The sequence below is a fragment of the Olivibacter domesticus genome, assembly GCF_900109575.1.
Lineage (GTDB): Bacteria > Bacteroidota > Bacteroidia > Sphingobacteriales > Sphingobacteriaceae > Olivibacter > Olivibacter domesticus.
Map to the genome: position 1 here is coordinate 338,444 of NZ_FOAF01000003.1, position 20,818 is coordinate 359,261.

Consider the following 20,818-nt stretch of genomic DNA (forward strand, 5'->3'; position numbering starts at 1 on the left):
GCGCGTTTGGTCAAGCTCATAACTGGCAACTGGTAACTCGCAACTAGCTTATTCACTCCGCAACGAGTCCACTGGATTGGCCGATGCTGCTTTCAAGGATTGTAAGCCAACCGTTAAAACAGCTATCGCTAATGCAATTATACCCGCTATAGGAAATACCCACCAGGGCATTGTCATGCGATAAATAAAATCTTGCAACCATAAATTCATTGACCACCACGCTATTGGAATCGCAATAAATAAGGCAATAATAACAGGTTTTACAAAGTCTCTAATAACCCGGCTCGTTATATGGGCAACAGAAGCACCTAAAACTTTTCTTATACCAATTTCTTTTACTTTTTGACCAATAATGATGAGCGCTAAACCAAAGAGGCCCATGCAGGATAATACAATAGCGATACTGGCTGAGATCGAAAATAAGGTTGCTAAGCGCTTTTCTTTTTTATACCAGCGGTCTATGTTTTCATCAACATATGTTCCCTTAAACTCCGCATTGGGTTCCAAGCCTGCATATGTCTTTTTTATCATCTCCATAGTGGCGGCTGGATTTTGTGTGTTCACTTTTACAAAAATATAGTCAATCGGAGCATCCCCTTCCAAAGCGATAGTAAGCGGCTTCGTCTCTTCATACATAGAATACAAATGAAAGTCTGGAATAATGCCAATGATCTGCCAACCATGCGTACCCGTTGAGTCCGTGTTAATGAGACGCCCAACGAGCGGCGACTTACCCAATTGCTTTGCCATACTTTCCGTAATGATAACCGCGTAAGTACTATCCGATGTAAAGGAAGTGGAAAAATCACGACCCTCTATGGGTTTGATGGATAGTGTTTTTAAAAAATCGTAGTCGGCCGAAATATAAGTGGTTAAAATTTGTTTTCCTTCATGGTCGAACCCCACCTGAGATTTACTGGTGCTTCCGTCTTTACCAACACCTAGGTTAACATCGCCCCCCGAAACACTTATAACAGCGGGATTGGAGACTAAACGGTTTCGTAATTGCGCACTAATATCTCTGCCGTGTATGAAATCTTTAACAGGAATGCTTATAATGGAAGAGGTGTTATAACCTAAGGAAGCAGTGCGTAAGTATTGAAATTGCAAATAGCTGATAACAGTCGTACAGATAAGTGTTATTGCAATTACAAACTGTAAGGAGATGAGCGCATTTCTACCTAATCCTGCTTTGGCAACACCTACTTTTCCCTTAAATATGGCTGCGGGTTTTAATTTATTAAGAATAAAAAAAGGATAACCGCTAGATACCACAGCAACGAATAGTAAAAGCCCGATTAAACAGCTAATAATGGTGGGATTGTAAAGCAAGGTGATATCCAGCTTAGCCATGCTCTGATGTGCAAGGGCTCTAATTATCAAAACAACAGCGCCTAAACTGAAAAGCAAAGAAAGGCCAACCTGTAAAAAATTTTCGCTAAAGAGCTGTCCCCATACCTGACTTGCATGAGCGCCCATGCATTTTCTAACACCTAGTTCTCTGGTTCTAGTGAACGACAAACTTATTTGCAGATTAATGAAATTAAAGCAGGCTATAAATAAGATGACCGCACCAACTAATAAGAGAATATAGAGATAAGTTTTACTTACCGTATCACCCCGGCCTAATTTATTATTAAAGTGTAGATCATTTAATGATAGTAATTTCATGCCCAGATACGCTCCGTTAGCATCGGCCTTAAAGCCTTGGTTTTTCAAGCTGTTACTGTCGAGATGTAAGTATTTATTTATAAACTGCTGCAACTGAGGCTCCACTTGGGACTGTGATGCCTGCGATGCCAAGCGCACAAATACATCATGGTGTTGCTCATACCATTCTTCTTTCGTTCTACTCCAATCGGGGTCTAGCTCAGTTCGCGCTAAAATCGGGTATTGCAAAGAAGAATTCTGCGGAGCATCTTCCATGACGGCAGACACCGTTAAAGGTTTCCATTCGCCATTTATTTTTATTTCAACGGGTTTGCCTATGGGTTCCTGATTGCCAAACAGGCTATTGGCGGTTTTCTGATCTATTACGATGTCTCCTAGATTTGCTAAAGGCGACTGGCGTTGCCCATCTACTATTTTAAATGAAAAAATATCAAAAAAGTCATTGTCTACTAAACGGATATCCAAGTCTAATGCTTTATCCTGATAGCGAATTTCTCGTCCCCTTGATTTTATCCGTGTTACTTTATCTACTCCTAAAACCTCTTTCTTTAGATGGGTGGCTACCGGGTAGCCCATGGAAGTTCCCACTTCCGTACCCTCAACTCTATTAGAGAAATTATATAATTTAAAAACACGATCTTTATACTGATGAAAATTATCAAAGGAAAATTCCTGATATACGGTAAGCAGCAGTAATATACTGCAAATGAAGGCGATGGTCATCCCAAGGATGTTGATAACAGCATGTGTTTTATGCTTCAGCATATTTCGCCATGCAATTTTGATGTAGTTTTTAAGCATAAATTCTTAGCTCTTGTAAAGGCAAGGAAAAGCTAAGTGGGAAACTGCTAAAAGTATTCCAATATGAAAACTATTGATTTCTAAGGTATTAATGGGGTTCTAAATGAAAATGCTGTTCGTTATTGAACACTGGGTGTTCGATAACGAACAATGAGGTCGGTTATATTTCTTCTTTCTTAAGCATTTCAATATGATCAATCCCGTCTTCGTCATAAACTGCTCCGTCTGGAATAAATCCAACAGATTCATAAAAAGGTATTGCATACACCTGTGCTCCAATCCGAATATTGCCTTTCCCAAAGAGATCATAACAGGCTTGGATGGAACGTTTCATTAGTTCTTTGCCTAAGCCGGTCCCTCTGGACTGGTTGCTGGTAACGATCCGCCCAATAGACATTTCTGCATAAGAAACTTCTGGTGGAACTAACCTAGCATAAGCAGCTAATTGTTCGTCTTGATAAATTAATAAGTGATGAGAAAGCTGATCTTTATTATCAGCATCCAAAAAAGCACATTGTTGCTCCACCACAAAAACCTCACTTCTAAGCCTTAACATTGCATATAGTTCATAAGGATTAAATGCATCGAAAGGTCTAATGTATTGCCTGAGGGAGCTAATATCAAGTTTCATATCAGAACAAAGATACAGGCTTTTTTTGTTTAAGTATCAAGTATCAAGATATTCTTAAACCCCTATTTGTAGAGTTAAGTCTTATACCTCGCTGACGACATCTTTTTTTAGCCTACTAACCAATAACGAGCAACTAATAACCCAGATCATTCGCTTCGCAAAGACTTTACAGGATTTGCCCGCACTGTTTTTATCGTTTGTAAACTAACGATTATAATGGTCAATAGTAAAGATCCGACAATTGTTATGGCAAATATCCACCAAGAGATCGAGGTGTGATAGTTGTATTTTTGTAACCATTCGTGCAGGTAATAGTAGGCAATTGGTATGGCAATGAGACAGGATAAACCTACTAGTAAAATAAACTCTTTGGATAATAATTGCCATAGCTGAAAAAAACTGGCGCCGATGATTTTGCGTATACCGATTTCCTTCGTTCGTTGCTCGGCCACGAACGAGGCTAATCCGAATATACCAAGCGCACTGATGATAACTGCAAGAGAAGCGAATACACTTGCAAGCTTTCCAACCCGTTCTTCTTGAGCAAATTTGTTGGCATAGTCGCTGTCGACAAATGTATAGGCAAAGGCCTCATTCGGAAGCACCTGCTTAAAAACTTTTTCGATGGTCGCTAGGCATTCCGATGTGCTTTTTTGAGAATTTAATTTTAAATTAATATAGTATACGTTTTTATAATCCAGAAAATAGAAGGTTTGCATTACAGGACTAAAAGGCGACTCTGTCACTAAGTCTTTCACCACACCAATAATCTGATAGGTTTTCTCAGCCCCTGATTTAATGCTTTTTCCGATAGGATTTTGAATTCCCATGAATTTGACTGCCGCTTCATTGATAATAATGGCATTTGAATCGGTAGCAAAATCGCGCGAAAAATCCCGACCGTTTTTAAGCTTCCAGTCGACCATCTTCCCAAATTCATGCGTCACGCGGATCACCGCAAAGTCGGGCGTAAGATCTGGATCCCTTCCTTCCCAATCATAACCACTGTTACGGGAATTTACTTGAGTAAGCGGACTGGAAGACTCGGAAAGTTCTTCAATAGCTCCTTGTTCTTTTAAGGCGCTGCGTAATACATCAAACTTTTCATTAAAATCCGGAGTCGACATTTCCATCGTCATAAGACGGTCCCGATTATAGCCTACTGGGCGATTTTGGGTATATTGAATTTGTTGAAACACGATCAAGGTGCCAACAATTAAAGCAATGGAAATAGTGAATTGAGTAACCACGAGTACCTTACGGGGAAGGGTGGCCGATTTACCCACTTTGAAGGTTCCTTTTAAAACAATTAAGGGTTTGAAGGATGACAGGTAAAAGGCTGGATAGCTGCCCGCAATAAGCCCGGTTAATAACGTGAACAGAAATCCCCCCAGCCAGAACCAACCATTATTCCACGGCATGCTCATCTGTTTATCGGCAACTTCATTAAACCAGGGCAATGCTAAAACGACGAATATAATGGAGAAGAAAAAGGCGAAGCAGGCAATAAGCATCGATTCGCTCAAAAACTGGAAGATAAGATCTTTTTTCGGTGATCCGACGGTTTTTCGTACCCCCACTTCCTTCGCCCGTTTTTCCGAACGCGCAGTACTAAGATTCATGAAATTAATACATGCCAATAACAGCACAAATACGCCAATGATCGCAAATAGCCGGACATATTCAATTAGTCCACCCACGACTTTGCCGTCTTTCCAATCGTTGAGTAGATGCCAATCCTTCATTGGGTGTAAGATAATCTGCGGTTGAAATTTGCGTTTATCTTCATCCGACACACGATTAGATTTAGCATGTACAATATGTTTACTCACTTCCGCAAACGATAGTCCCTTTTTGATTTGGACAAATAGCTGAAAAGAATTGTTGTCCCAGCGGGAAGTCGCATTTTTTACCCATTCCTGCGAGGTTGTAAATAATTGCCAGGGCGCAATAAAGTTTGTGCCTCTAAGCTTTGTGTTATAAGGAAGGTCCTCATAGACCGCTGTAACCTTCACAGGAAGTGTTTGATCGATCTTCACTAACTCATTGATAGGGTTGTTATTTCCGAAAAGGGCTTTCGCTGTAGAAGCAGACAACATGATACTGTTTGGGTTATTTAAGCCATTAATGCTTCCCTTCAAAATGTTTAACGAAAAAAGTTTGGGTGCATCCACGTCCATAAACATACCTCCTTGTTTGATGATTTGCTTGTCGTCTGAAAGCACGTGGTTTTCCAGCCAGGAGGAAAGAACAACATAATCAAAATTATCTTTGTAATTGGTTCGTAATTCAACGCCCAAAGGAACAGCAATGGCTTCCTGAGAGGTCGTTTCACCATTCCATTGATTGGCTTGGAAGATCTGTCCAATACGGTCATAGTTTTTATGGTACTTGTCGTACGAAAGTTCGTCCCATATCCAGAGTGCAATCAGGACAAATACCGCCATCCCCATCGCCAATCCGGCAATGTTAATAAAGGAAGATTTCTTGTTCTTGAATACGTTACGCCAAGCAATTTTGATGTAGTTTTTCAGCATAATATGTAATACAATGTATTTAGATATGTTTTTTACTATCAAGTATCAAGATCCAAGTAGCTTCATATCTTACGCCAAAATATTAAATTGCTGATATATAGTTTGTTGTAGTTAATGTTGTTTTCCATGTGTTCGATATCGAACAGTTGATGTTCAGAAGTGGACAGCTTTATATCCCTTATATTTTCATTAATACCTTCTCGGACTGGGCGTGATGTTACAGGAAGATATTAAAAGCCATATTTATCCGCGTTATCTTCGAAGTATCTCTGTGATATTTTTGGTTTAGATAAACTCTCAATAAGCTGAACGGTTCCTTTTCCGGACGGTTTGTTTACAAAAGGTTTAAAATAGTTTTCTACGAGTTCGGAAACACTACTATGCTTTTACCTGCGCCAATAGCTGTTCATCAATAGTTAAATTTAGTTTCGCTTTCATGAGCCATTCTTGATTTAATACAAATATGCGCATAAATTTATAATATACACTTACTTTGCGTATCCTACAGGCCGTTTCCGCTACGTTTAGGCCTCTTACGACTGCCCTCAGAAACCCTCCGTTTCACTTAAATATCGCCTAGAAAATTTGCTGTACGCAGGTTGAGGCACTACTGATGAAGCAAAGTTCCACGCGATGAGTTTTTGAAGGAAAAAGTGACACGAAATTTCTTGAAAAATTGATTAAAGAAAAGGTTCCTTTGACATCGTCTTACAAGTTATGTATTCGTCCTTAGTGCCAAGAATAGGTATTTCGCCGTTCCAAAACTTCATCTAGTGGTAGCAAGGGAGCAATCATTTGTATAGTTTAACTTGTTTTCTGTATAGAAAATCTATAAATATATTTGCTTAATTTAAATTTTATCTATACGTTTGTATAGAAAATCTAAATATTTATAAACTTTATTTATATGAAAACATTAAATACACAATTGCTTGTCGAACGATTGACCAAGCGGATGGACTTACACCGGATTTTTCTTTTTTCCTACCCCTTTTTAGGAGAAGAGCAGCTCCATCTCTTGTTAGTCGTCAACCCGGTCAAGGGCTTATCGCCTAAAACGATGGCGCCCATCGTCTCGCTGTGCATGTCGGATACCACTGAGATCCCTTTTGATATGATTCTTGCAGGAGAGTGGCAAAATCAATTGAAGCAGGGGAGCCTATACTACACCTATGCTTCCTTGCCTCAACATGAGCTATTCAATGCATCAAAGAAAAAAAGTCCGTTGTTATCACACAAAACCATAACAGGTTTACTAGAGCTTGCCCAGTTAAACTACGAGAAATGCAAGAAGGGTTCTGACGAATTCAGGGAGGCGGTAAATAATTTTATTGCCAAAGGCGACTATGGACAGGCAACCTTTATGTTGCATCAGTTTTTGGAGCTACGGCTCAAAGGTTTCCAGGCTACTGTAGGTATAAATGGGGGAAAATCACACAACATAGAACACCTTATGAAATCGGTAAAAGGAATGGCTCCCCAATTGTTGTCTATCTTCCCTTATGATAGTCCATCCGTCGAGCTGCTTCGTTTGTTAGACCAAAGCTACGTCAAGGGTAAGAAGGTAGAGACCGTGGAAATTACAGAAGAGGAATTCAATGTGCTCTTGGAAAAATGTGAACTTGCATGCGCGGCAATGGATGGCATGGTGGCAATGATGGTCCAGCTGATCACAAACTATCGGGAACAACTGCCAGATTCGGTTGCCGAGGATCGGAAAGACGTACAGGCCGCTAAAACGACAGCAAATACAGCATCCCTGCAGGAAGCATGCGAGGATTTTTCTAGCTTCCCTTGGCCGGAGCGATACAAGCAGGATGTAAACATCTTGCTAGATGGCCTGTATCAACAGCACAGGCCGGAGCAGATCATCATGCTGAACTACCATACAGAAGGATTCTCCGGTAGTAATCTGTTTCAGGAGGAGGAGGAAGAAAAAAAGCAAGGCAACAAAGTGGAGCTCTACCTAGTTCTACTAATGAAAAATATAGGACCATATCGTTTTAAAGCCAAACAACAGGGTGTAGCTAGCGCCACGATTATTTACCTGAACGTGGATTACGTAAGACAGAAGCTCGGTGAGGGGGACCGCTTTGTGCATACGCTTTGGACAAAAGGCTGTTTACTTCGTAAAAAATCGACATTTTCACCCTCATTTACAGTCGCCGACGTAGATTGGAAGGCCGAATATGAAAGTGTAAAAAGCATTTTAGGGAATGCAATAATTACCATGGAAAATCTGCGTGACCTAATTGAGAAAGGCGGGAAGATCGCGTGTGATATAGGCTTATTGTTGCTAAGTGATTTATTACAAATTGGTGTATATACCTATTTAAAATGTAGGGTAGGATTCATACCATCAAAATTATCGCTATTGGAGGTGTTTGGGTGGACAGGAGTTACGGGTAGGCAAATATTTGATCGCCTCACTACTGATGTTGAGGAGAACATGCATTTGCTTCATCTTTCTCTTCATCCAAAGCAGATTTGGTGGCAGGACCAGCTTATGAACGAGGACATGATTAGTTGGTATTTTCTTGACAAAGTGCGGGAATATTTCACGTTGTTCAATGATCTTTGTCATGATACATTGAAAGAATTGAAAAATAAGGCTGAAAAGGAGCAAATAGACGCAACAGTGATATGAAAGAATTATTTGAAGATGTAGCCGTGGAGAAATTCACGGTGGAATGTTCGCTGATGTATTCTAGTTTTATCTATTGCCTTATGCTCAATCGGATTGTTCGTCGCTACTCTTCAATGGAGCTGTCTTTTTTACTTGGCCAAGAAGACGATTTTATTGATAACATCGAACGGTTCAAGGTAATTGACTTCAGCATTGATCTATATGGGCAATTATGTAAGGTGTTTCGACATACTTCCTTTGCCCATCATCAATACCACGGAGAGAAAGATATTAAACATGAAATGCATGTGTGGGAAGCCGGAGGAACAATATTTTATCGGATGGAATGCTACAAAAGCGTGTATGAAAGCATTGTCCTATTTCAGTTGACTGAGGAGGATCCAAATACAGCTGCGTATCGCTATAAAAATTCGGTTGAACTTGACCAATGCCAATCACAAGAAATTTTGAAAATCATGCTTGAAAACAATCTTTTTAAGAATCCAATTAGTGGCCTTGAACTCCATCGACTTCTCGAGAATACGTTGGAAAGTCAAGTCTACCCAATCCATTTTAAAACCGAACTCGAAAAACTGATAGGGCGTAAAGGAAAAGCACCCCTGAAACGGACAAAACGGCGAAGTTATGGATATCGTTACGTGCTCCATCCCGGTACGGATATGACCTATGCAATGGATTTTGTTAACCAAAAATTTGATAAACTATGACTAAAATTGAAACGGAATATTTGGATGTTCCTAGAGATTGTCTGGTTTCCTGCAAACTTTTCGGAATTACGGTACCTGATTTTTTACAGTGTATTATCCAACATTTTTGCTACACACATATACAACTACATGACCGTTCCGAATATGATATGGCTACAAAGGCATTTCTGGGGGCAGAGAAACAATTAGAAGAAAAGGAAATTGTCCCAATAACGCATTTGTCAGCAACCCAACGTGATAATTTCCTGCGAATACTAAAGCAGTTGCTGAAAATGACTACAAACCGAAATTACAGTATTTCCGCGAGAAGGAATAAAGGAAAAATACTCGTAAACAAAATGTTTTCTCTTCTCTCAACAGGCCTAGTTGTGAAGGATATTGTATACTACAGCGAAGATATAAAAATCCAGTTGAACAAGGATTTTCTGCTGATGACTTTAATCAACCAACGGTCGCCAACTGAGCTGTTGAATGCGATGATGAAGAATATTTCCTACGCTACATTAGCTGCACGTCAACATCTGAAAGAAGAAATTTTCAATCCTGCCGGATCTTTTTTTGTACGCGTAATGGATGGCTACGGCAACTTACAAGATACAAAATATTTGAATTCACGAGCGTTTAAAGAATTTTTGTGGGACGTACAGGAATTTAGGCCACGATATTTCTTTTATCGGAATTTGGAAGATCGTATTGAAGTGTACCGCGAGCGGTTAGAAGAAAACTTTCAACGAATTGATAAACCTTTTTTTGACTATGATTAACTTACAAAAAATAAATATGGCGCATGAATTCAGACAAGTGTGTGATATATTCAATTTAACTCCCGAAGAAATAATTCAGGATTTCATAAACAATGTATCCATAGCGGAATATCTATGTGATCCATTTGCACCAAATCGTTGGGCAAATACGTTCGTACTTGAATTTGTGATTGCGCAAGTTGAGTCGGAAGAGATTATGACGAAATATGGTGAGTTTGTTGAAAAACTAATATCATCTGTCTTGTCTAACCCTAAGGAAGCAAAGACAATAAGTCGAAAGATGGTGGACGAATGGCACAAAGCTGTTTTGGAAGATCGTATTAAAGACATGATGGATGACCAAGATGCGGAAGAAGACAATGAACTATAGGCTACTGAATTAATTATCAATTTTTTTAGAATATCAACACGCGTTGTGCTATAACAACCCTTTTTCTTCCAATGATGCCTTTAGCTCTTTATGCTTATCCCAAAATTTAGTTTTAATGGTGTGCATTACCATCTTGAATTCAGGTAGGTTTCTAAGAGGTTTAACTAAAGGATCTCTTTCAAGTAAAAGTATCCAATATTGGTAATTATCTTCCTTGGTAAATAACTTCAAGTGATCTAGGGTTTTCTTTCTATCTTTTAGGTAAGCATAGTACATCGCTAGGTGTACATGTTTATAAATAGATTGGTCATTGTCTGCAAATTTTTTAAAACTGGTTATGAATTTATTCGATTCCTCTTTAAAACCCAATTTGGATAGAACGATTCCCATGGTGAGGTCCACGTTTTTAAAAATGTCCAATTGTTGAGCTTCACGAAGTTTGATAAATTGTTTATAGTATCGATAAGCGGCTTGATAATCGCCCGCGTAACAGTATACGTTCCCCATTTCCTGCAAAATATGGAGCTGCGTGCTATCTCTCTCCAATTCTTTTAATAACAACTGCTTTGTTTGGTCGATGGTACCGTCTTTAGCAAAAAGGATAGCAGCCTTCACCCAGATGGCATAGGAATTTTCGAGATTGTAAGCTATTGACTTATCAATGAAATGAAGCGATTCTTCTACAAATCCTGTTTGTATGAGCGCATTGCTGAGGTGTAAATAGTTGAGGCTCGTGCTTGCGGAATCTTGTAATCCGGCATTCAACTTAACCCCTAGAAGAGCATACTCAAGGTACTTGGCAGTATTGGGAATAGAATAATTATAAAAATCTGATAAAAAGTGGATAGCCAAAATGGAATTAGGATTGTATTCCAAGGCTTTTTCAAGATAGGGAACGGCAGCCCCATAGTCTTTTTTATGTGCATAAAATAAAGCTTTAGCGATCAGGCTTTCGGGTAAAAGAGGGTCGCATAAAAGCGCTTTATCTGCGTAAAAACCCATTTCAGCGGTATAAATTTTTCTTTCTTGAAAAAGATCCAGGTAGTAGTAGGCGATGGCAGAAACGGCATAAGCAAGGGCAAATTGAGGATCTTCTTTAATAGCCTTCTTAAAATAGCTGATGCCCTGTTCTAAGTTGGCATGACCACCTCTACGTAATAAATCGCTGCCTTTAAAAAAAAGGTCATATGCCACCAAATTCTCGGTCGGATTTTTTTCAATCCTCGATCGTTCTTCACGAGTAATGGTCGCTTGAACTTCTTTAGCAATGTCTTTTGCAATCTCCTGCTGCAATTGAAAAATATCTTTAACCTCTCTGCGATATTGTCGCGACCATAAGTGCCGGTCTTTTGGAGCTTCGATTAACTGCACATTTAATAAAATCCGGTTACCGATCTTTTGACCGCTCCCCTCCACGAAATAATTTACATTGAGCTCTTTGGCCATCTCGGGGATGGATTTGAATAGATTCCTGTACTTTTCGGATGAAGTCCTACTTGTTACTTTCAGATCTTTTATTTTTTGAAGATTATTGAGGGTAGATTCCATCAAGCCATTGATTAAGTAGACATTGGTCGAATCATTACTGTCATTTTTGAAGGGTAGTACGGCAATCGATTTTTCAAGCGAGCTCTTAGTAGATGAAGCGTCCATACCATACCTGAGTAAAGCAATGGCTAATACAACGATTAACCCGGCAGATAGTAAGATAAAAACAAAGCGTCGCTTATGGCTTTTGGAGACTGCAGGAGGAGGAATATTTTCTGTTGCTTCTTTTTGGTTATTAGCTGCTCCGGGAGGGAAGCCATAATATTCGCGAAAGCACTTGATAAAGTAGGAGGTACTGCTAAATCCCACACGGTCTGCTACTTCAGAAACGTTTAAAGAAGAGTCTCGAAGCAGATTCATCCCCTGTTCTAAGCGCACCTGCCGTATTAGTTGACTTACTGACAAATTGCTGAGCTTTCTCACTTTACGGAGTAGATTTGAGCGACTCATATTCAGCTCATTGGCGAGTTCGGAAACGCCAAACTGCTCATTCGAGAGATTTTTCTCCACGATCGTAGCAATTTGACGGATAAAATCATTAGCAAAGGGCTGATAATCAGGCATTGGTTTACATCTTATCTTTTCTATATCAAACTTAGATAAATTGCTTTTTATATGCAATATAATCGCGTGGCATATAAAAGCAGTTTATCGGTCTCTCCTCTGCCATTTGGAGCTTATTGTTATAGAGGAAATGTACCTATTTGAATGGTTATGCATCATAATTTATATCGATTCATCATAATTTATATTGTCATCGCTAAACTTGATGATTTTATCCGCATGGCTATTTGGAGCACCGTGTAAACGAGAACGATCTTTACAACAGGAAAAATCTAAAACAGCTAATGCTCATTATCATGAAAACAAAAGAAAGAAATCTATCAAAAGTAGCCTTCACATTATTTTTTTTAATGGCCTCATTTATTATAGCCGGATGTGCCGGACAAAGCGTTTCTAACCAAACGGAAAAGTCTGCTGATGTTAAGGACAAGGTAGCCGCTCCAAAAATTGACATCCACACCGCAGTTGTAACGGGAAATCTGGAAGCCGTTCAGCAGCATATTGACGCGGGAACCGATCTAAATAAGAAAGACCCTTATGGAGGATCGAGTCCTTTAATATCCGCAGCATTATTTAATAAGCCGGAAATGGTTAAGCTATTAATCGATGCAGGAGCAGATCTGGATTTTCAGAATAAAGAAGGGTCTACCGCACTCATTACTGCCGCGTTCTTTGGCCGACCGGAAATTGTTAAGATGTTATTGGATAGTGGTGCCGATAAAACAATAAAGAACAAATATGGAGCTACGGCATATGAATCCGTTATAACCCCCTTTAGCAAGGTGAAGAGCACTTATGATATGATGGGCAAAATGCTTGAGCCATTGGGACTAAAGTTGGATTACGCATATCTTGAAAAAATTCGGCCAGAGATAGCTGCTCAATTGAAATAGTAAACAAAGCAAAATTGAAAAAATATGCCAGCATTAGATAGGAGGTATGATATTGATTGGATGCGGGTCATTGCCATTGCCCTGCTCCTAATATATCATGTAGCCATTGGCTTTCAGCCGTGGGGAATGATGATTGGGTTTATTACAAATGAAAAGTCATGGGAGGCATTATGGGTTCCCATGAGCATGCTAAACGTATGGCGGATACCACTTTTATTTTATGTGTCAGGAATGGGCGTTTATTTCGCCATCAGAAATAGAAGCTGGAAGCAGCTGTTACAAGAAAGAGCCAGAAGAATACTACTTCCGTTCTTCTTTGGAATGCTGCTGATCGTTCCGCTCCACATTTATATATGGCAAAGGTATTATAAGTTTGATATAGATTATCTACCTGGTCCGGGTCATTTATGGTTTCTGGGGAACCTTTTTGTTTATGTAGTATTGTTAGCGCCTATCTTCTTCTATTTAAAGAAGAATGAAAAGGGGGAGCTTCTGACATGGATAAAAAGGCTATACAGCACTCCGCTAGGTATATTGTTCATGATGGGTATATTTATTGCAGAGGTTTTAGTACTTGACCCGGTACCCTTTGAGATGTATGCCATGACCTGGCATGGGTTTGTTTTAGGGTTACTAGCCTTTTTATTCGGCTTTTGTTTTGTGTTATGTGGTGCAACCTTTTGGGATATGATTCTAAAGTGGCGATGGCTATTTCTAGTGTTTGCAATTTCTTTTTTTGTGATAAGGTTGATTTATTTGCAGACTTCTACGCCAACGTACATGCTTTCTGTTGAGTCTAATTGTTGGATCATTTCTTTTTTTGCATTTGCCTATAAATATGGCAATCATCCGGACAACTTACTTCGCTATTTAAGCAGTGCAGCGTATCCATTTTATATACTTCATATGATCTTTCTTTACCTTGGATCTTATCTTATCTTTCCATTGGATATAGAGGTACGTATTCAATTTTTGTTAGTTTTGCTTTTTACAATAACAGGTTGTTTCATTACTTATGAATTCCTTATCAGAAGAATAAGCTTTATCAGGCCACTCTTCGGATTAAAGTAATACTAAAGGAAAATAGATGCATTCTGTTCGCACTAATACCGTATCAAATTCGCTAATCCATCAGGTTTTTACCAGATCTGATCCAGGTTTCCATCAGATATATCTGGTAAAAACCTGGTCAGATCTGGTCAATATCTGGTAACCGGACGAAGATTGTCTGAAGTCACTACGAAGCAGGCTATGAACTTCCCGCTATTCATTCACCAAATTTACCAGCCTGTTCATGATTATATTCCTTTAAACGATTTTTATAATATGAAGTATCAAGTAATTCTTAAGAGCGTATTTTACAACGATTGTCTTATGTCTTCTTTATTCTGCCCAAAACCTAATAACGGTCAACTAATAACCAATAACAAGTCACTAATAACCAACTCACTCGCTTCGCAAAGACTTCACCGGATTCGCTAATGCTGCCTTTACGGTTTGCACACTAATAGTAATGAATGCGATCAGTAGCGCGACGCAGGTGGCAACTACAAATACCTCCCAAGAAATGTCAATTCGATAGGCAAAATCACTCAACCAACTGCTCATCGCAAACCAAGCAATAGGAAAGGCAACTAAGGCTGCTAGTGCAACTAAAAGCAAAAAATCCTTCGACAATAAACGAACAATACTTCCAATGCTCGCGCCTAAAACTTTACGGATGCCAATCTCTTTTACACGCTGGGTAATGGTAAAAGCAGATAAGCCAAATAAGCCTAAACAGGCTATAAAAATAGCGACACCTGCAAAGACGCTAAAAATAACTTGTTGTTGATGTTCTGCTTTGTAAAGATCAGCAAAGCGGCTATCTAGAAAAGTATAATCAAAAGGTACTTCGGGTAGATATTTTTTCCAAGTTGCTTCTATGTGCTGCACGGCCCGCTGCACGTCGCCTGAAACCCGAATAGAAATCCGATTATAGTCATTCTCTCCGGTGGAGACTGATAAAACCAAGGGTAAGATGCGTTGGTGTAAGGATTCGAAATTAAAATCATTCATAACACCGGCAATCTGACCCATTTGATCACCATATTTAAATTGTTTACCCAAGGCCTCCTCGTTAGACTGAATACCGAGTGCCCTAACAGCCGCTTGGTTAAGTACAAAAGAGCTTGTATCGGATCCATCTTGACCTTTGAAGTTTCTTCCCGAAAGCATTGAAATACCATAAGTAGGAATAAAGCCTTCATCCACGCGTAGATATTTAATATCAGCTTTAGACGGGGCGAGGGAGTTACCCAAATTAATCTGCGCTCCTTGTGCATCCAATAGCCGACCTGAAGGGATACGGCTCGATCGCGCGACATCTTGAATTGCGGTATTTGTTGTTAAAGAATTTCTAAACGATTGAAAAGACTGATCCAAACCGTCATTGTTATTTAAAATGATAACCTGTTCTTTATTAAAACCTAGAGACTTATTCTGAATAAAACTGAGCTGCTGGAATACGATGGCTGTACTTACAATTAAAATAATGGATATGGAGAATTGAATAACTACCAAAATCTTTCTTAAGGAGAAGGCTTTTTCACTATTCTTAAATAGGCCTTTAAGTACTTTTACCGGACGAAATGAAGAGAGAAAAATCGCAGGGTAGATGCCCGAAACAATGCCAATAAAAAAAGGTAGTAGTAGTAATGGAATTAATATTTGCGCTTTTAATAAAAGAGACATGGAGAGTGTCTGACCGGATAGGTTATTTAACAGTGGGAGCAACAACCATGTCAGCAAAAACGAAATGAAAGCGGCTACCCAGCAAATCAAAATACTTTCACTCAAGAATTGAGCAATAAGTTCTGACTTGTTTGCCCCTACTACTTTTCGAACACCAATTTCCCTTGCGCGCAATGCAGAGCGTGCCGTTGATAAGTTCATATAATTTATGCAGGCAATCAGTAGAATAAAAATTCCTATGATTGAAAAAATATAGACCCTTTTAATATCGCCATTTTCCTCTAGCTCTGAATCTTTGTGCGAATACAAATGTATATCACTTAACTTTCGCAGCGATAAGGAAGTCCAGTTTGAAGCTTTATTGCTGCCATCTGGAACATGCCTATTAAGAAATGCCGGAAATTGTGCTTCGAGTTGCTTAGCATCAAAACCCTTAGGAAGCAAAAGATATAAATAAAACATATTGTTGCCCCAATTTGTCCGTAGCTGTTCTTCGCCATAAATAGCCGTGTCTTTCAATGAAGAAAAAGACAGTAAAACATCAGGATGCCAATGTGAATTTGCTGGTAAAGATTCATAAATGCCTGTTACTTTAAATAATAACTGTTGGTTGATCTTGATCATTTTATTGATCGGATTTTCATTTCCAAAATATCTTTTAGCAACTTCTTCAGTCAATAAAATGGAGTAAGGTTCCGTCAATGCATTTTTAATGTTACCCTCTTTCAAGTTAACGTCGAATACATCAAATAAATGTTCATCTGCAAAATAAAGCTCGTTTTCTTTAAAGATTTTATCGTTGTATTGAATGGTTCCATCACCAATAGGTAATATGGTGGTAATGGTTTTAATTTCCTTAAAATCGTTCTTCAATAAAGGAGCAAACGGAGGAGCCACTGCTCCAAGGTCTAAGGAAACGCTCTTATCCTCCTGATTTAGAAACGTGCGTTCTACCCTGTAAACATGTTCTGCCTGTTTATTATACTTATCATAACTTAACTCGTTAACTAAATAAACACAAATAATAAAGCAGCAGGTTAGTCCAATGGTAAGACCAGATATATTAATGAATGAATACACTTTATTCTTCATCAGATTTCGCCAGGCGATTTTTATGTAATTTTTAAACATGGTGTTAGTTTTCAATGGTGTTTAAGCTATCCGCCCTGCGGATGGTTTTATCATTATAGTATCAAGTATTAAGATATTTCAAAAAGCTTTGCCTTCTAAGTGCTTCTAATCGGCAGTTTTGTGCCTTGATACTTGTGTCTTATATCTTTGTCCAACTTTATTGCCACAATCAAAAGCGCCTTTTTTCCGTCATCCAGCCTATTGTGATTCCAGTTGTTGTCCGAATACGGACAATGTGTGTTCGTATTCGGACAGTTTAGCAAAGTCTGCTAATTTTCGGTAACGTTCTCGTTAATAGGTTGATCATTTTCATGAAAGCAATGGAGTTAACTGATATTTTTGGAATACGAGGAATATAAACTGTTTGGTATTCCTGTAAGACAACCAATTTAACCAATATAAACTCAGGGGCGTGTTATCCGCTGCCTATTAGCAGCAGAGGCACCAACTGTTACGAATTATGAAAAGAAAAAAGACCTATTCAACAGCTTTATTATGGCTACTCGTGGTGCTCCTTTTGCACGGTAAGGGGTACTCACAGGTACAAAACAAGCGAGATGAACCTATCCATGGAGTCGTGATGGATGCGGATTCAAAGGAGCCGCTTAAGGGGGCTACCGTACTATTTCTCCGATCGTCCGTGGTCACACAAACGGATGAAAATGGACGTTTTCAGCTATCGCCTCCGGAAGGGAATAATGTTGTATTGGTTGCCCGATCGATGGGATATTTGCAAAAGGAGGTGCATATTACCAATCAGCAAACACTTCAGATAGCGCTCAAAAAAGATCAAGTAATGCTGGACGAGGTGGTAGCCATAGGATATGCTACCGTGAGCAGGAAAGACTTAACGGGGTCGGTTTCTTCCTTAAATGATAAACAATTAAAGGATATCCCCATTAATTCAGCGGCGGAGGCACTTACAGGTAGATTGGCGGGTGTCCAAGTAACTACATCAGAAGGTTCCCCAGGGGCTAATGTTCAATTGAAAATTCGGGGAGGAGGTTCTATTACCCAAGATAACTCTCCCTTGTATATTATTGATGGTATACAGGTAGAAGATGGACTCAATAGCTTATCCCCCCAAGATATAGCGTCGATTGATGTATTGAAAGACGCCTCTTCCACGGCAATCTATGGTGCACGTGGCGCGAATGGTGTGGTCATCATCACCACGAAAGGAGGGAAGGAAATGAAACCGGAAATCGGGTATAGCAATATTTTCGGCCTAAAACAACTCGCAAATAAATTGGAGCTTATGCATCCTTATGATTTCGTGGTCAGGCAGTATGAACGCACGAGGGGGAATACCAGCATGGAAGAGGGCTTTGCGGCGATGTATGGCCAATGGGATGAACTGGAAAAATATAAAAATGAGCCCTTTGTGGATTGGCAAAAGAAAACATTTGGCAATGACGCATTTATGCAGACGCATAATTTGAGCATTACAGGCGGTACAGAAGCCGTTCAGTACAATTTAAGCTTAACCAGCAATGATGATGAGGGTATTATGCTCAATTCTGACTTTAATCGGAAAATGCTCAATTTCCGATTCGATAATAAGATAAGTAGTAAATTGAAAGTTGGGTTTAACGTGCGTTATAACAATCAAACAATAAATGGAGCGGGGTCGTCGGATGAAGCTGGATCGACTTATAATATGCTCCGCCATACCATAAAATATAGACCGCTTAATATCGGTGGTTTATCTGAAGAAGAGTTGGATGAAGCCTATTATGAAGAGACCAATACGGGAAATGCTCTTGGTATTATTAATCCAGTGCAATTAAGTGATGCACAATACAGAAATAGGCATACACGCGTAACCAACCTGAACGGGTATGCCAATTATGTGTTCAACAACTGGCTTTCATTTCGTTCTTCAGCAGGCTTTAACTATCAAAATGACGACATTAATAGTTTTGATGATGGCATCACTTCCAAAGCCAGAACCTTAGGGGCACGTTTACCCATGGTATCGCTCTTGGGCACAGAACGCAATAGTTTTAACAATAGTAATGTGTTAACCTTCAAGATACAGCGCGAACAGCATCACATTGATGCAATTGTGGGAAATGAATTCTATACCATTTCTTCCAAAAGAACCGAAAATCAGTTGCGCTATTTTCCAGAGGGTATTGGTGCCGAAAAAGCACTGGCGCAATTAAGCCTCGGTACGGTTATTCCCACCTATCCGCAGACCTATAACTCGGAAACGCGTACCGTTTCTTTCTTCAATCGAACAAACTACGCTTTCGCGGATAAATACTTGGCATCCTTTAGTATACGTGCTGATGCCTCTTCTAGGTTTGCTTCTGATAAGCGTTGGGGATTCTTTCCCTCCGGTTCTATCGCATGGCGACTCTCAGCGGAACCATTCCTGAAAGATGTGTCGGCCATATCAGATATGAAACTAAGAGCTAGCTATGGCTCGGCGGGAAATGATCGGATAGACGACTATTTGTTTTTGAATATCTTCGGTATCGGTTCTAAATATGCCTTAAACGAACAGATTTTGCCGGGGCTGGCCGTTAATGACTTGGCAAATCGCGACTTGATCTGGGAAACCACCGTATCCAAAAATATCGGATTGGACCTTGCGCTATTCAATTCCCGTATTCAACTTACCGTTGATGCCTATCACAATAAAGTGAACGATTTATTGTTAAATGTGCCGATACCGACCACCTCAGGGTATAAAACACAGTTACAGAATATCGGCAATACATCTAATAAAGGGATTGAATTTCAACTCAATGCCACGGCTATTAGCAATAAGAACTTTACTTGGAATACAGCATTCAATTTATCCTTTAACCGTAATCGAATCGACAAATTATCCAATAGCCAGTCCTATTATTATGAATATTCCGGCTTCGGTATTTCTGGTCAACCCGCAGATTATGTGGTGCAAGTTGGTCAGTCTGTAGGTACCATGTATGGCTTTGTGTCGGATGGCTTCTATTCGGTGAACGATTTTAATTATGATCCGGAGACGTCTATTTATACACTAAAAGAAGGGGTGGTGGATGTTTCCAATGCCATTGGTACCGCCCAGCCGGGATGGATGAAATTGAAAGACCTGGATGGCAATAATCGCATTGATGAAAATGATAAGACTATCATCGGTGATGCGACACCAAAGTTTGCGGGTGGCCTGTATCAGCAATTCACCTATAAGAATTTTGATATGAGTATTTTCTTGAATTTCGTGTATGGAAACAAAATTTACAATGCCAACAAGATAGAGTTTACCAATGGCTATAGCAGCAATTCAAACTCCCTAGCAATTATGAACGATCGTTGGAAGACGATCGACGGTAATGGTCAGGTCGTACAGCAGGTAGTGACTGAGGGAGGGAGTCAGGTGGTAAAAGGAATAGCGCCCGATGCCTTAGCCGCGTTGAATCAAAATGCCTCCATCTGGATGCCCATCAGCGGTGTAGGTGCTTGGTATCCCACGTCCTGGGCAATGGAAGATGGGTCTTTTTTAAGGATTAACAATGTCACTTTTGGCTATAGTTTCCCCAGCGCGATGCTTCATAAAATCAGGCTAAAAAAATTAAGAATATACGGCACGGTGAATAATTTGGCTGTGTTTACCAATTATTCAGGCTATGATCCTGAGGTGAACACCCGGCGAGCGGTGCCTACAACACCAGGGGTTGATTATTCAGCCTACCCAAGAAGCAAAACATTTATTATCGGTCTTAATCTTACGCTTTAACATCATGATCATGCTATCCAAGATTCATTTAAAGGGAATGTCCCTTGTTTTTGTACTTTCCATATCGCTGTTTTCATGCAAAAAGTATTTGGAT

The 20,818-nt window shown here is 39.6% G+C and carries 12 protein-coding genes; 7 read left to right on the plus strand and 5 right to left on the minus strand.

Features of this window, described 5'->3' with window-relative positions; all coding sequences use genetic code 11:
* Positions 1–48: 48 nt before the first annotated feature.
* The 3 genes from BMY50_RS15745 to BMY50_RS15755 all read right to left on the minus strand — a co-directional run bounded on the left by BMY50_RS15745 (position 49) and on the right by BMY50_RS15755 (position 5,640).
* Positions 49–2,472 carry an ABC transporter permease gene (locus BMY50_RS15745; protein WP_093326353.1) on the minus strand — a complete coding sequence of 808 codons (2,424 nt, stop codon included), beginning with the start codon at positions 2,470–2,472 and terminating at the stop codon, positions 49–51.
* Positions 2,473–2,632: 160 nt separating this feature from the next.
* The gene (locus BMY50_RS15750) at positions 2,633–3,103 is read right to left on the minus strand and encodes a GNAT family N-acetyltransferase (RefSeq protein ID WP_093326354.1); all 471 of its coding nucleotides are present in this window, start codon (positions 3,101–3,103) and stop codon (positions 2,633–2,635) included.
* 146 nt (positions 3,104–3,249) lie between these two features.
* Positions 3,250–5,640, minus strand: a complete 2,391-nt coding sequence (locus tag BMY50_RS15755) for an ABC transporter permease (RefSeq protein ID WP_093326355.1) — start codon at positions 5,638–5,640, stop codon at positions 3,250–3,252.
* A gap of 907 nt (positions 5,641–6,547) precedes the next feature.
* On the opposite strand from BMY50_RS15755, the gene BMY50_RS15760 reads away from it, so the two are divergent.
* The 4 genes from BMY50_RS15760 to BMY50_RS15775 are packed head-to-tail and all read left to right on the plus strand — an operon-like array spanning position 6,548 to position 10,128.
* Complete coding sequence (locus BMY50_RS15760; protein ID WP_093326356.1) at positions 6,548–8,287, plus strand: HEPN domain-containing protein; 1,740 nt, start codon at positions 6,548–6,550, stop codon at positions 8,285–8,287.
* Positions 8,284–8,994: a hypothetical protein gene (locus BMY50_RS15765; RefSeq protein WP_093326357.1), complete on the plus strand. Its 711-nt coding sequence runs from the start codon at positions 8,284–8,286 to the stop codon at positions 8,992–8,994. Before BMY50_RS15760 ends, BMY50_RS15765 begins: the two co-directional genes overlap by 4 nt.
* Positions 8,991–9,758 carry a hypothetical protein gene (locus BMY50_RS15770; protein WP_093326358.1) on the plus strand — a complete coding sequence of 256 codons (768 nt, stop codon included), beginning with the start codon at positions 8,991–8,993 and terminating at the stop codon, positions 9,756–9,758. The genes BMY50_RS15765 and BMY50_RS15770 overlap by 4 nt, the downstream gene beginning before the upstream one ends.
* A 16-nt stretch (positions 9,759–9,774) precedes the next feature.
* Positions 9,775–10,128, plus strand: coding sequence for a hypothetical protein (locus BMY50_RS15775; protein ID WP_139202274.1), 354 nt, complete (start codon positions 9,775–9,777; stop codon positions 10,126–10,128).
* A gap of 48 nt (positions 10,129–10,176) precedes the next feature.
* Here the strand turns inward: BMY50_RS15775 and BMY50_RS15780 are convergent, their stop codons facing one another.
* Entirely contained in the window at positions 10,177–12,240 is a 2,064-nt protein-coding gene (locus BMY50_RS15780) for a helix-turn-helix domain-containing protein (protein WP_093326360.1), read from the minus strand.
* A gap of 296 nt (positions 12,241–12,536) precedes the next feature.
* On the opposite strand from BMY50_RS15780, the gene BMY50_RS15785 reads away from it, so the two are divergent.
* Positions 12,537–13,133, plus strand: a complete 597-nt coding sequence (locus BMY50_RS15785; RefSeq protein WP_093326513.1) for an ankyrin repeat domain-containing protein — start codon at positions 12,537–12,539, stop codon at positions 13,131–13,133.
* A 24-nt stretch (positions 13,134–13,157) separates the two neighbouring features.
* Positions 13,158–14,204, plus strand: coding sequence for an acyltransferase family protein (locus BMY50_RS15790; RefSeq protein ID WP_093326361.1), 1,047 nt, complete (start codon positions 13,158–13,160; stop codon positions 14,202–14,204).
* 375 nt (positions 14,205–14,579) lie between these two features.
* On the opposite strand, the gene BMY50_RS15795 is transcribed toward BMY50_RS15790, so the two are convergent.
* A complete protein-coding gene (locus tag BMY50_RS15795; RefSeq protein ID WP_093326362.1) occupies positions 14,580–16,997 on the minus strand; it encodes an ABC transporter permease in 2,418 nt (805 codons plus the stop codon).
* Between the two features lie 460 nt (positions 16,998–17,457).
* Between BMY50_RS15795 and BMY50_RS15800 the strand changes: the two genes are divergently transcribed.
* Positions 17,458–20,724 (plus strand): SusC/RagA family TonB-linked outer membrane protein, encoded by a 3,267-nt coding sequence (locus tag BMY50_RS15800; protein WP_093326363.1) that lies wholly within the window; start codon positions 17,458–17,460, stop codon positions 20,722–20,724.
* The last annotated feature ends 94 nt before the right edge of the window (positions 20,725–20,818 follow it).